The following is a 13185-nucleotide window of genomic DNA, read 5'->3' on the forward strand; positions in this document are numbered from 1 at the left end:
AGCGGAAAATTTGTCCAACAGTAGCGCCTTGTTATGCTTATCGCAACCAAGATGGAACACTAGACTTAACTTCAAAGAACTTATCCACTTGATCTAGCTGAGCCTGCTCTAGGTTTGTTAACAATTTCTGTTTGTATGCGTTGCCAAGCCCTTCTGTTGCTTGTTTAACAATAGGGTGCAGCTTTCTTGCTACCTCAAATATAAAGTTCTTTTCAAATGCTATTTGTGCTCCCCCATGGGACTTTAGGGAGTTAACCTTCTGCGCATCTGCACGAGATAGCGTTCCTCCCGTATGCACTATAGAGTGACGCAACTGCCAAAGGGTTTTTAACTTCTCTTGAGCGTCGTTACCGAATACGGTATATGGAAGCTTATACGCAGCGAAGTATGAATTAACTTTTTCTGGATTGTGCCAACCGCTCATAGAGTCTGCAAGCAATGTTCCAATAGACATCGCCCCGATGCCTCTATGAGCTGATAGGCGAACCCAGTCCATTTCAATGTTAGTTTGGTCAGAAACAGCCTTAAAAAACTTCGTCGAATCGAAGTTGTTTAGCAACACGGACATATCAAACATACCTGCGAAAAGGTACCTTTGGTACGTTTCGAAATGCCCCATTATCGTTGGTAAAGAAGCTGTTATAAGATGTTGCAAACTATCGAAACTATCTTTTGTGTAGTCCCCATTCTGTTTCTTAGGAAAATACCTTGTACATAAATCAATAGAACTTTTTGCTTCTACTGTGTATTTCAAGAAAGCAACAGCGGGGGCTCTAAGATATTCTTCATGGCTTACATGAGAGTTAGAGGCTCCTGTAAGGTACTGATGAAATTCTTTTACAGGCTTAGACACCTATTTCTCCTTTTAAAGCATAACGCCTGGCTCTGGGGCTGCATGGAGCGCAGCGTAATACAGTTCCTAGCTGCCACTTGTTATGCATTACCTGACTTTAATTCGTTTAGCATATTCTTAACATGGAAAATGACATCTTCAAATTTTTCCTTATCAATGAAAATTGTGTCTCCTTCTTTGTACCATTTAACTAACTCGCACTTCTCTACTTCTTTTAAGGCAATGCCACCATGGTGAATTATAGAAATCCTCAGACGTCTGAGATCACCCATGATCGGCGCTTTTAAATCGTTTTTCTTCTTTCCTAGCTCTGCAGCTACTTGAGCTCGATGATAATCTTCCCAGTATTGATAAAGAGAAACCAAGGCCATATTTCCTAAGAATTGAAAATTTATGCCACCGATGGAGTTTCGCTCCTTGTACTCTTTTTGCGTGCAGCGATGAAGCTCAACTGCCTCGGGAGTATTTGGGTCTCCCTTGCCGTAGATCATATGCACAGAGTCAAGATAATCTATGCTTGCCAACTCCGGATGCGAATTCTTCAACGATGAAAGAGTGTCGTTTTGGTTTTTCTCGAACCACTCCCTTAATTTATCGAATCCAGTAGTTGAGTCTAGGTACACGCCGTAAATGTAATCAACAACCCTTTCAAACTCTATAATCGATTGCACGATCTCTCCTTGATGCATAACATTTTTATTATAGCTCTCTATAGTCTAAGCGGATCTTCAATAGATCAGCAGTTTCATTAAGATGCATTGATATCTCGATACAGTTTGGCTGGCCAGTGATTGATGCTGTATTTTTATTCATCTCATACCAAATAAAGTTTAAATTACGACAGCCTTTTAGTAGTTTATTTTCGGAAGGTAGCCCTAATATAAAACCAAAAAATCGGTAAAATGGAATTGCTTCTTTTTTAGAAATTACAGTCGAAATCAGTATTCTCAAGTCATGTTGTAAATCAGAATCAGCGTTGCCATTAGTTATCTTTGCATTGTGGCGTAGAAAGAATCCGCTAATACCACCCAATGCTTCTTTAAAAGAGACAATTGGTTCTAGTACTAACTTCAATATAAATTGACCCATCACGAATACCGAGACACCCGCCATAACTGTTAGAAAAATAGAATCTTTCAATATAACCTCATCAAGATATAACATTTTTAATACTGCGCATGCGCATTTTTACTCTTTTGCCCATGCGAGAATAGCAATATAAGCATCTGATTTTAATATCCTTTATCGAATGACGGGCCATTCCCTGCCGATCAATTCGCGCATGCGCATATCTGCGCAGGGCGATGCGCAGTATCAACCAAGGGCTTCCATTAACACCCTGATAATCGGTTAGTTTTTCAACACACCCTGTTATAAACGCGCACTATCCGGCAGCAGGTTGAGCGTCTGAACTAGGCGCCACCAAATATACTGTATATTTATCAAGCACCGGTTACAGATAACCCCGTCGGCAAGTTCAGCAAGCCGGGCTGCGGGCAGGCTACCGCCGGACCTGTCGGCAGCCGTCTCCGTATTTTCCATTTGAGACCATTTTGGTCCCGAATCCTGGATAAATACAAACGGAAATCATGCATTTTGCGATGCGCCTCGTGTATTTCAGGAACCGGCTTGACGCAGTTCGCTGGCTGACATGGCAACGACGGTGCTACAGCCGGAATCCATCGGCGGGTGCACAGTTTACTTGTTGACCACATGGCTCCGCCCTTTGCGTGTAACAGTACAGAAGGCAACCCCGGGAAGCGGCCAGGCCGGGGAACGACTACATGGCTATCTACTTTATATGCATAGTTATTTATTGGTAATTTGGGGTTGGCAAACGGGGTGGGCCTTGGTATTGTGAGCGCAGATCAATTTTATCAGACAGCGGATCACCCGATTTTATGAATTTCCTGTTCAACGCCAAGCACCATCATCATCCCGACTAGTCTTTCAGAATCATTTGTTCTGGAAGACCTTTCGCTTGGCGGCTTCCAGCAGGACACACTCATACAGACCCTCGGAAGCCCAACTTCCGGGGGTTTTTTGTTTTAATTTTGTTTGAAAATTTCGCTACCACAACAAGGAAAATAACCATGGACCAGAATCGTCTTCGCATCGCCATCCAGAAATCCGGTCGCCTGAGCAGCGACTGCCAGAAGCTGCTGAAGGGCTGCGGCGTCAAGCTCAACCTGCGCGAGCAGCGACTGATCGCCCATGCCGAAAACATGCCCATCGATCTGCTGCTGGTGCGCGATGACGATATCCCCGGCCTGGTGATGGACGGCGTGGTCGACTTCGGCGTGGTCGGTGAAAACGTGCTCGAAGAAGTGGTCATGGAGCGCCGCTCCCAGGGTGAAAGCGCCGAATACAGCGTGCTCAAGCGCCTGGACTTCGGCGGCTGCCGGCTGTCGCTGGCGGTGGCGGAAGAATTCGATTACCAGGGCCCCCAGAGCCTGGAAGGCAAGCGCATCGCCTCTTCCTATCCCTGGCTGGTCAAGCGCTATATGGACAGCAAGGGCATCAAGTTCAAGAGCGTGATGCTCAATGGCTCGGTGGAAGTGGCCCCCCGCGCCGGCCTGGCCGACGCCATCTGTGATCTGGTGTCTACCGGCGCCACCCTGGAAGCCAACGGCCTGCGCGAGGCCGATGTTATCTTCCGCTCCAAGGCCGTGCTGATCCAGTCCGCCGCGACCCTCTCCCCCGAGAAACAGCAGATTATCGACCGGCTGATGCCCCGTATCCACGGCCTTCAGCTGGCCCGGGAAAGCAAATACATCATGCTGCACGCGCCCAAAGACAAGCTGGAAGATGTTATCAACCTGCTGCCCGGCGCCGAACGCCCCACCATCATGCCCCTGGCCGGTGAAAGCAATCAGGTCGCCATCCACATGGTGAGCAGCGAAGACATGTTCTGGGAAACCATGGAAGGCCTCAAGGCCCTGGGCGCCTCTTCCATCCTGGTGCTGCCCATCGAGAAGATGATGGAGTGATGATGAAGACCCTCGACTGGAATCAACTGAACAGCCAGGCCCGCGCCGACGCCCTGCGTCGTCCGGCCCTGGACAACAGCGGTCGCGAGGCCCAGGTGGCGGACATCATCGCCCGGGTGCGCCGCGGGGGCGATGCTAGCCTGCTTGAGCTGACCCACGCCTTCGACAAGGCCGAGCGGAGCAGCCTGCAGCTGACCGAAGCGGAAATCCAGGCGGCCGGCCAGCGCGTCGATCCGGAGCTGAAGGCCGCCATCGAACTGGCCATCGACAATATCAGCGCCTTTCACAGCGCCCAGCTGCCCGCCCCCATCAGCCTGGATACCCGGCCCGGCGTGCGCTGCGAGCTGCGTTATCAGGCAATCGAAAAGGTGGGCCTCTATGTACCGGGCGGCAGCGCGCCGCTGGTGTCGACCGTGATGATGCTGGCCATTCCGGCCCGGCTGGCCGGCTGTGAGCGGGTGGTGCTCTGTTCGCCGCCGCCGATCAACGACGCCATCATCTATACCGCCCACCGCTGCGGCGTGGATGCCATCTATACCCTGGGCGGCGCCCAGGCGGTGGCAGCCATGGCCTACGGCTCGGAGACAGTCACCAAGGTGGACAAGATCTTCGGCCCGGGCAATACCTGGGTGACCGAGGCCAAGCGCCAGGTGGCCAGCGATGTGGACGGCGCCGCCATCGACATGCCCGCCGGCCCGTCGGAAGTGCTGGTGATCGCCGATGACACCGCCGATGCCGACTTTATCGCCGCCGATCTGCTGTCTCAGGCCGAGCACGGCCCCGACTCCCAGGTGATCCTGGTGACCCCGAGCCGCCCCCTGGCCGAACGGGTCGAGCAGGCGCTGGCCCGTCAGCTGGCGCAGCTTTCCCGGCAGGATATCGCCACCCAAGCGCTGAGCGAGAGCGTCACCTTTATCTGTAACGATCTCGACCAGGCGGTGGCCATCTCCAACGCCTATGCCCCCGAACACCTGATCGTGCAGACCGCCGAGCCGCGGCTGTTGCTGCCCAGCCTGCGCAATGCCGGCTCCATCTTCCTCGGCGCCTGGACGCCGGAGTCGGTGGGCGATTATGCCAGCGGCACCAACCACACCCTGCCCACCTACGGCTATGCGCGCACCTATTCCAGCCTGGGCCTGGCCGACTATCAGCGCCGCTTTACCGTACAGGAGCTGAGCCCGGAAGGACTACAGGCCATCGGCCCGGCGGTCGAGCTGCTGGCCGCCACAGAAACCCTGGATGCCCACAAAAACGCGGTAAGCCTGCGGCTTGCCAAACTGGAGAAACAACAATGAGCATCACCGCCCTGGCCAGAGCCCAGGTTCAGGCTCTCACCCCCTATCAGTCGGCCCGCCGTATCGGCGGCCAGGGCCATATCTGGCTCAACGCCAACGAAGCGGCCGACAGCGGCGACTACAGCCTGGATTGCGCGCGCCTCAATCGCTATCCCGAATGCCAGCCGCCCATGGTAATCACCCGCTATGCCGCCTATGCCGGGGTTGCTCCCGAGCAGGTACTGGCCAGCCGCGGCGGCGACGAAGGCATAGAACTGCTGATCCGCACCTTCTGCGAGCCGGGCAAAGACCAGATACTGCAGTGCAGCCCCACCTACGGCATGTACGCCATCAGCGCCGAAACCAACGGCGTGGGCATTGTCGACGTACCACTCAATGCCGACCGCCAGCCCGACTTCGATGCCATTATCGAGCGGCTGGACGAGGTCAAGCTGGTGTTTCTGTGCTCGCCCAACAACCCCACCGGCGATCTGGTCGATCGGGCCGGGCTGCTGCGGCTGCTGAACGCCGCCCGCAACCGTGCCCTGGTGGTGGTGGATGAGGCCTATATCGAGTTCTGCCCCGAGCACAGCCAGGCCGAGCTGCTGAATGAGTATGCCGAGCTGGTGATCATCCGTACCCTGTCCAAGGCCTTCGGCCTGGCCGGGATCCGCTGCGGCTTCACCCTCGCCAACCCGGAAGTGATCGGCCTGCTGCTGAAGGTGATCGCCCCCTACCCCATCCCCGAGCCGGTGGCGCAGATCGCCGCCCAGGCGCTGAGTGAAGAGGGGCTGGCGCGCATGCAGGCCCGGGTCGACGACATCAACCGCCTCAAGGCCGAGCTGGTGAGCAAGCTGGCCGCCTCCTCCCAGGTCCGGGAAGTCTACGCCGCCAACGGCAACTATGTGCTGGTCCGCTTCATCGAAGGCGCCAAACTGTTTGCCCGCATGGCGGCAGCCGGTATCATACTGCGCGACTTTTCCAGCAAACCGGGTCTTTCCGACTGCATTCGTATCACCATAGGCCGGCAGGCCGAAATGGACGCGGTACTCGACGTACTGCAACAGGAGCAATAAGTGACTAAGGAACGCATTTTATTTATCGACCGCGACGGCACCATGGTGGAAGAGCCGCCGGTCGACAAACAGCTGGACCGCCTCGACAAGCTGGCCTTTTTGCCCGGGGTGATCCCGGCACTGCTCAAGCTGCAGGATGCCGGCTACAAACTGGTGATGGTCACCAACCAGGACGGCCTGGGCACCGACAGCTTCCCTCAGGCCGACTTCGACGCCCCCCACAACCTGATGATGCAGATCCTCACCTCCCAGGGCGTGCGCTTCCAGGATGTGCTGATCTGCCCCCACTTCCAGCACGACGACTGCGCCTGCCGCAAGCCGCGCCTGGGACTGGTGAAGGACTATCTGCAGGCCGGACGCATCGACTTTACCGACTCCTGGGTGATCGGCGATCGCATCACCGACATACAGCTGGCCGAAAACATGGGCCTGCCCGGCCTGCAGTACGGCCATAACGATCTGGGCTGGCCCGAGATCGTTGCCCGCCTGCTGAGCCGTGGCCGCAACGCCGAGGTGACCCGTACCACCAAGGAAACCGATATCCGCATCAGCCTGGATCTGGACCAGAGCGGCGGCAACAAGATCCACACCGGTCTCGGCTTCTTCGACCATATGCTGGATCAAATTGCCACCCATGGCGGCTTCCACCTGGAGGTGGCGGTCGAGGGCGACCTGCATATCGACGACCACCACACGGTGGAAGACACCGCCCTGGCCCTGGGTGAAGCCCTGCGCAAGGCGCTCGGCAACAAACGCGGCATCGGCCGCTTCGGTTTCGTGCTGCCCATGGACGAATGCGAGGCCGCCGTGACCCTGGACTTGTCCGGCCGCCCCTTCCTGGTGTTCGACGCCGAATTCCATAAAGACAGCGTCGGCGACATGGCGGTGGAAATGGTGCCCCATTTCTTCCGTAGCTTAAGCGACAGCCTGGCCGCCAACATCCACCTCAAGGTGACCGGCCACAACACCCACCACATGGTGGAAAGCCTGTTCAAGAGCTTTGGCCGCGCCCTGCGCCAGGCCATCCGGGTGGAAGGCGACGAGCTGCCGTCGAGCAAGGGGGTCTTGTGAACACAGTCATTATCGATACCGGCTGCGCCAACCTGTCGTCGGTCCGCTACGCGGTCGAGCGCCTGGGTTACCAGGTGCAGGTCAGCAAGGACGCCGATGTGCTGCTGGGCGCCGACAAGCTGCTGCTGCCCGGTGTGGGCACCGCCCGCGAGGCGATGAAAAACCTGCAGGAGCGCGACCTGATCGCGCTTATCAACCAGCTGCAGCAACCGGTACTGGGCATTTGCCTCGGCATGCAGATGCTGGTCAACCGCTCCGAGGAAGGTAACGTCGACTGTCTGGGCAAGATAGCCGCCGACTGCACCAAGATGGTGGCCGGCGACGGTATCCGCCTGCCGCACATGGGCTGGAACCAGATCACCCCCATGCCGGGCCATCCGCTGTTCAAGGGCATTCCCGACGACACCTTCTTCTATTTCGTGCACTCCTATGCGGTGCCGGTCGGCGAATATACCTTGGCCTCCTGCCAGTACGGCCAGGCGTTCAGCGCCGCCATCGGCCAGGAGAACTTCTTTGGCGTGCAATTCCACCCGGAACGCTCCGGTGCCGCCGGTGCCCAACTGCTGAAAAACTTCCTGGAGCTGTAATGATTATTCCTGCCATAGACCTTATCGGTGGAAAAGTAGTGCGCCTGTATCAGGGCGACTACCAGCAAAAAACCGAGTACACCGCCTCACCCCAGGAGCGCTTTGACCTCTATGTGGCCGCCGGCGCCACCCAGCTGCACCTGGTGGATCTGGACGGCGCCAAGAACAGCACCCAGCGCCAGCTTGACGTTATCAAAAGTCTGATCGAAAACACCCCGGTGCCGGTGCAGATCGGCGGCGGCATCCGCACCGAACAGGACGTAAAAGATCTGCTCGATATTGGTGCCCAGCGGGTGGTGATTGGCTCCACCGCGGTGAAAAACCCCGAGATGGTGGCCGGCTGGCTCAAGCAGTACGGCCCCGAACGCATCGTACTGGCGCTGGATATCAATATCACGCCCGAGGGCGAGAAGAAGATCGCCATCGCCGGCTGGCAGGAAGACAGCGGCATCACCATCGAGTCCCTGCTCGAGCATTACCTGCCCGCCGGCCTGTGCCATGTGCTGTGCACCGATATCTCCAAGGACGGCACCCTCACCGGCTCCAACGTGGCCCTGTACCGGGAGCTGTCGGCCCGCTACCCCACCATCCTGTGGCAGGCCTCGGGCGGCATCGGCAGCATCGCCGACATAGAGGCGCTCAAGGGCTCGGGCGTGGCCGGCATCATCCTCGGCCGTTCCCTGCTCGAAGGCAAATTCACCGTTGAGGAGGCCATTGCATGCTGGCAAGACGCATAATCCCCTGCCTGGACGTCAAGGACGGCCAGGTGGTCAAGGGCGTGAAATTCCGCAACCACGAGATCATCGGCGACATAGTGCCGCTGGCCGAGCGGTATGCCGCCGAAGGTGCCGACGAGCTGGTGTTCTACGACATCACCGCCAGCAGCCAGGACCGGGTGGTAGACAAGAGTTGGGTCAGCCGGGTGGCGGAAGTGATCGACATTCCGTTCTGCGTGGCCGGCGGCATCAAGTCCATCGAGGATGCCGCGCGTATCCTCGAATTCGGCGCAGACAAGATCTCCATCAATTCACCGGCGCTGGCCAACCCGGCGTTGATTACCGAACTGGCCGACACCTTCGGCGTGCAGTGCATCGTGGTGGGCATCGACTCCTACTTCGACGACGCCACCGGCCAGTATCAGGTGCACCAGTTTACCGGCGACGAAAGCAAGACCCAGGTAACCCGCTGGAACACCTTCGACTGGGTGCAGGAAGTGCAGCAACGCGGCGCCGGCGAGATCGTGCTCAACGTCATGAACCAGGACGGCGTACGCCAGGGCTACGACATAGAGCAGCTGATGCGGGTACGCGCCCAGTGCAAGGTGCCGCTGATCGCCTCCGGCGGCGCCGGTGAAATGGTGCACTTCCGCGACGCCTTCCTGGAAGCCGACGTCGACGGCGCCCTCGCCGCCTCGGTGTTCCACAAGGACATCATCAATATCGGCGAGCTCAAGCAGTACCTGAAAACGCAAGGAGTGGTAGTACGTGATTAATGCAGACAAACTCGATTGGGACAAGGTCGACGGCCTGATGCCGGCCATCGTTCAGGACTGCCACAGCGGCCGGGTACTGATGCTCGGCTACATGAACCGGGACGCCCTGGAAAAGACCCAGGCCACCGGCCAGGTCACCTTCTTCAGCCGCACCAAGAACCGGCTGTGGACCAAGGGCGAAAGCTCCGGCCATGTGCTCCAGCTGCGCGACATCAGCACCGACTGCGATAACGACACCCTGCTGGCGCAGGTCGAGCCCATCGGCCCCACCTGCCACCTGGGCAATGTGTCCTGCTTCAACGAGCAGCAGCTGCCGAACTTAAGCTTTCTGGCCGAACTGGAGCAGGTACTGGCCGCCCGCAAAGGCGCCGATCCCGCCTCCAGCTACACCGCCAGCCTGTATGCCAAGGGCACCAAGCGCATCGCCCAGAAGGTGGGCGAGGAAGGCGTCGAGACCGCGCTGGCCGCCACCGTGCACGACCACGACGAGCTGGTCAACGAGTCCGCCGACCTGCTTTACCACCTGACGGTGCTGCTGCAGCAGGAAGGCCTGAGCCTGTCTGATGTGATCGGCAAGCTCCACGAGCGCCACCAGAAGTAATTACCGGGCTCTCCGCCAAGGCGGGGAGCCGGTCTCTCCCCCGCTTTACCCCTCTGTGCCTTGTCCCCTCCGTTATTGGTGCTAACCTAAATAATTTATTCAAGCGGAGCTGGATCATGAAGACACCGGCTACCCCCGCCAATGAGCCCGAACGGCTCGAGGCGCTGCTGACGACAGAACTGCTCGACACCCCCGCCGAGGCCCGTTTCGATCGTCTGACGCGGCTGGCGCAACAGCACTTCGGATGTCAGACAGTGCTGATCTCCCTGGTCGACAGGCATCGCCAGTGGTTCAAGTCCCGCCAGGGACTGGATGCCCGAGAAACCCCCCGGGATATTTCCTTTAGCGGCCATGCCATCCTGGAAGACGCCATTTTCCAGATCCCGGATGCCCGCATTGATCCCCGCTTCCATGACAATCCCCTGGTCATGAAGGCGCCCTTTATTCGTTTCTATGCCGGTGCTCCCCTGCACAGCCCCTGCGGCCTGCGTATCGGTACCCTGTGTCTGCTGGACCACAGCCCCCGACAGCTGGATAACGCGGCACTGGCGACCTTGCGCGATTTTGCCGATTGCGTGGATGATCAGATCAAGTTTATCCAGGTCAAGCAACAGGAGCGGCGCCTCGGCCGTCAGCAGCAGCAACTGCTGCTCAACGGGCAGCGGCTGCGCACCCTGATCGACAGCACCCGGTGCGGTACCTGGGAATGGCAGATACAGACCGGCCGGATCCGCCTCAATGAACGCTGGGCCACCATGCTCGGCTATTCCCTGGCCGAACTGGCGCCGATCAGCATGGAGACCTGGGCCGGGCTCTGCCACCCGGACGACAGGGAGCAGGTCAGCCGCCAGTTGCACCAGCACTTCTGTCATCAACAGGACAGCGTCGATGTACAATATCGCCTGAAACACAAGGACGGCCACTGGGTCTGGGTACAGGACAGGGGGCGGGTTGTCAGATGGACCGCCGATGACAAACCCTGGCTGATGTCCGGCCTGCATATGGATATCAGCGCCCAGAAACAGGCGGAACAGGCCCTGGAGCACGCCTATGAATTGCTGGAGAAGTCCAGCGAAGCCGCCCGTATCGGCACCTGGGAAGTGGATCTCGCCGGCAACCATATCAGCTGGAGCAGGATGACCCGGGAGATATACCAGGTCGATGCCGACTTCCGGCCGGATGTAAACAACACCCTCGCCTTCTATCCGGCGGGCGCCGACAGAGAGGCGATTACGGCGGCCTTTAATGCCGCCATTGAGCACGGCCGGTCCTATGACATAGAGCTCAACATCCTCACCGCCCAGGCACGGCAACGGGCGGTGCGGATCATTGGCCTGCCGGTCTTTGAGCAGGGCAGTTGCGTGCGGATCCACGGCTTGCTGCAGGACATGACCGAACGCAAACAGGCGGAGATCGCGCTCAGGGAGCAGGCCGACTACACCCAGGCCATCCTCAGCAACATGATCGACGGCATGCTAACCCTCGATGAATCGGCCCGTATCCTGTCCGTCAATCCTGCCGCGGAAGCCATGTTCGGCTACCGGGGTGAGGAATTGATGATGCACAGCATAGGGCGGCTCCTGCCCGACCACCCCGATGACGCCTCGTTCGAGTCGGATTCGCTGCGCCTGCTGAGCATTGATCGGGAAACCGATGGCCGACGCAGAGATGGCTCCGTCTTCCCCATGGAATTGACCCTGTGGCAGGTGCACCGGGCCGGACGGCCGCATTATGTGGCCATGATGCGCGACATCACCGAACGCAAGCGGCTGGAACAAATGAAGAGCGAGTTTGTCTCCACCGTCAGCCACGAGCTGCGTACTCCGCTGACCTCCATTTCCGGGGCGCTGGGGCTGGTCACCGGCGGGGCGCTGGGCGAGCTTCCCGAGCAGGCACAAAACATGATTGGTATCGCCCATAACAACAGCAAGCGTCTGACCTACTTGATCAATGATCTGCTTGATATCGAAAAGCTCGCTGCCGGCAAGGTCCCTTTCGATTTGCAGCCACAACCGCTGCGCCCCCTGCTTGAACAGGCCATCCAGGCCAACCTCACTTATTGCCTCGACCGTCATATCAGGCTGGAACTGGACACAGATCCCGGCGAGCTGCAGGTCATGGTCGACAGCCAGCGGCTGATGCAGCTACTGACCAATCTGTTGTCCAACGCCATCAAGTACTCTCCTGACCAAGGCCTGGTCACCGTCAGTACTCGGGTGGAGCAGAGCCGGGTCCGGGTTTCCATCACCGATCAGGGCCCGGGCATTCCGCTCGAATTTCAGCCCCGGGTCTTCGACAAGTTCTCCCAGGCCGACAGTTCCGACACCCGCCTCAAGGGGGGAACCGGACTGGGGCTGGCCATTTGCCGGGAACTGATCAGCCGCATGAACGGCCACATCGGCTTCGACTCACAGCCCGGGCAAGGCAGCTGTTTTTACTTTGAACTGCCCCTGAGGCCACAGCCGGCCCGGCATATCGAGACCGGGCCCGGCCCCCAGCTTCCGGCCCCGCGGCTGCTGGTGGTCGAGGACGAGCCGGATATTGCCGAGCTGCTGTCGCAGATGCTCACTCGGGCCGGTTATCTGACCGAGATCGCCTACTCGGGAGCGGATGCGCTGAAGGCACTCACCCAACGGCATTTTGATGCCATCACCCTGGATCTGATGCTGCCGGATATCGGTGGACTGGACATCATACGCCGCCTGAAGCACACCCCGACCACGGCTGAAATTCCGGTCATCGTAGTGTCCGCCAAGATGGAGGAAGGCAGGCTGTCGCTGAATGGCCAGCATACCGACATCGACTGGCTGGCCAAACCCATCGATGAGCACCGCCTAATCGAGGCCGTCGACCGTCTTATCCCGGCGCAGACCGACACCCGGCTGCGCATACTGCATATTGAGGACGACCGGGATCTGCACCAGGTTATCCATGCCATGGCGGGATCGCGTTTCACGTTCCGGCTCGCCACCAGCCTGTCACAGGCCAGCCGGCGTCTGGCCATGGAAAGCTTCGATGTGGTTATCCTCGATCTGGGGCTGCCCGACGGCTCGGGCTGGGAATTACTGCCGGAAATTCGTCGGCGCCAACCTGGCGCACGGGTGGTGGTCCTCTCCGGTGACCAACCCAGTCCTCAGGCTGCCGGTCAGGTTGAAGCCGTGCTGTTGAAATCCCGGATATCACCCCAGCAACTGATCGAAAACATCCGTCACCGCCTCCCCCCCACATTAAAAAGGTGATC

General features: G+C 58.3%; 12 protein-coding genes and 1 other annotated feature. Of the genes, 9 read left to right on the forward strand and 3 right to left on the reverse strand.

The window, feature by feature from the left end; translation table 11 throughout:
* Positions 1 to 37: 37 nt before the first annotated feature.
* From DCS96_RS05210 to DCS96_RS05220, 3 genes are all read right to left on the reverse strand, one after another.
* On the reverse strand, positions 38 to 853 hold the full coding sequence (locus DCS96_RS05210; RefSeq protein ID WP_116473263.1) for a hypothetical protein: 816 nt from the start codon (positions 851 to 853) through the stop codon (positions 38 to 40).
* 80 nt (positions 854 to 933) lie between these two features.
* Positions 934 to 1524: a hypothetical protein gene (locus tag DCS96_RS05215; RefSeq protein WP_116473264.1), complete on the reverse strand. Its 591-nt coding sequence runs from the start codon at positions 1522 to 1524 to the stop codon at positions 934 to 936.
* 28 nt (positions 1525 to 1552) lie between these two features.
* Positions 1553 to 1993, reverse strand: a complete 441-nt coding sequence (locus tag DCS96_RS05220; protein WP_198649928.1) for a hypothetical protein — start codon at positions 1991 to 1993, stop codon at positions 1553 to 1555.
* Between the two features lie 781 nt (positions 1994 to 2774).
* Positions 2775 to 2901 (forward strand) — a sequence feature (His leader region).
* Positions 2902 to 2946: 45 nt separating this feature from the next.
* Here DCS96_RS05220 and hisG point away from each other — a divergent pair.
* The 9 genes from hisG to DCS96_RS05265 all read left to right on the forward strand — a co-directional run bounded on the left by hisG (position 2947) and on the right by DCS96_RS05265 (position 13183).
* Complete coding sequence (hisG, locus tag DCS96_RS05225; RefSeq protein WP_116473266.1) at positions 2947 to 3843, forward strand: ATP phosphoribosyltransferase; 897 nt, start codon at positions 2947 to 2949, stop codon at positions 3841 to 3843.
* Between the two features lie 2 nt (positions 3844 to 3845).
* A complete protein-coding gene (hisD, locus tag DCS96_RS05230; protein WP_116473267.1) occupies positions 3846 to 5138 on the forward strand; it encodes a histidinol dehydrogenase in 1293 nt (430 codons plus the stop codon).
* The gene (gene hisC / locus DCS96_RS05235; RefSeq protein WP_116473268.1) at positions 5135 to 6193 is read left to right on the forward strand and encodes a histidinol-phosphate transaminase; all 1059 of its coding nucleotides are present in this window, start codon (positions 5135 to 5137) and stop codon (positions 6191 to 6193) included. Before hisD ends, hisC begins: the two co-directional genes overlap by 4 nt.
* The gene (hisB, locus tag DCS96_RS05240) at positions 6194 to 7264 is read left to right on the forward strand and encodes a bifunctional histidinol-phosphatase/imidazoleglycerol-phosphate dehydratase HisB (protein ID WP_116473269.1); all 1071 of its coding nucleotides are present in this window, start codon (positions 6194 to 6196) and stop codon (positions 7262 to 7264) included.
* The gene (gene hisH / locus DCS96_RS05245) at positions 7261 to 7851 is read left to right on the forward strand and encodes an imidazole glycerol phosphate synthase subunit HisH (RefSeq protein WP_116473270.1); all 591 of its coding nucleotides are present in this window, start codon (positions 7261 to 7263) and stop codon (positions 7849 to 7851) included. The genes hisB and hisH overlap by 4 nt, the downstream gene beginning before the upstream one ends.
* A complete protein-coding gene (gene hisA / locus DCS96_RS05250; RefSeq protein WP_116473271.1) occupies positions 7851 to 8588 on the forward strand; it encodes a 1-(5-phosphoribosyl)-5-[(5-phosphoribosylamino)methylideneamino]imidazole-4-carboxamide isomerase in 738 nt (245 codons plus the stop codon). The genes hisH and hisA overlap by 1 nt, the downstream gene beginning before the upstream one ends.
* Positions 8570 to 9343 carry an imidazole glycerol phosphate synthase subunit HisF gene (gene hisF, locus DCS96_RS05255; RefSeq protein ID WP_116473272.1) on the forward strand — a complete coding sequence of 258 codons (774 nt, stop codon included), beginning with the start codon at positions 8570 to 8572 and terminating at the stop codon, positions 9341 to 9343. Before hisA ends, hisF begins: the two co-directional genes overlap by 19 nt.
* The gene (gene hisIE, locus DCS96_RS05260) at positions 9336 to 9944 is read left to right on the forward strand and encodes a bifunctional phosphoribosyl-AMP cyclohydrolase/phosphoribosyl-ATP diphosphatase HisIE (RefSeq protein WP_116473273.1); all 609 of its coding nucleotides are present in this window, start codon (positions 9336 to 9338) and stop codon (positions 9942 to 9944) included. The genes hisF and hisIE overlap by 8 nt, the downstream gene beginning before the upstream one ends.
* Positions 9945 to 10060: 116 nt before the next feature.
* A complete protein-coding gene (locus DCS96_RS05265; protein WP_116473274.1) occupies positions 10061 to 13183 on the forward strand; it encodes a PAS domain S-box protein in 3123 nt (1040 codons plus the stop codon).
* Positions 13184 to 13185 lie beyond the last annotated feature (2 nt).

The organism is Zobellella maritima (assembly GCF_003075035.1).
In the GTDB taxonomy this organism is placed as follows: Bacteria; Pseudomonadota; Gammaproteobacteria; order Enterobacterales; family Aeromonadaceae; genus Oceanimonas; species Oceanimonas maritima.

Coding starts and splice junctions, on each gene's coding strand:
- hisG (WP_116473266.1), top strand. CDS start 2,947: ATGGACCAGAATCGTCTTCGCATCGCCATCCAGAAATCCGGTCGCCTG.
- hisD (WP_116473267.1), top strand. CDS start 3,846: ATGAAGACCCTCGACTGGAATCAACTGAACAGCCAGGCCCGCGCCGAC.
- hisC (WP_116473268.1), top strand. CDS start 5,135: ATGAGCATCACCGCCCTGGCCAGAGCCCAGGTTCAGGCTCTCACCCCC.
- hisA (WP_116473271.1), top strand. CDS start 7,851: ATGATTATTCCTGCCATAGACCTTATCGGTGGAAAAGTAGTGCGCCTG.
- hisF (WP_116473272.1), top strand. CDS start 8,570: ATGCTGGCAAGACGCATAATCCCCTGCCTGGACGTCAAGGACGGCCAG.
- DCS96_RS05265 (WP_116473274.1), top strand. CDS start 10,061: ATGAAGACACCGGCTACCCCCGCCAATGAGCCCGAACGGCTCGAGGCG.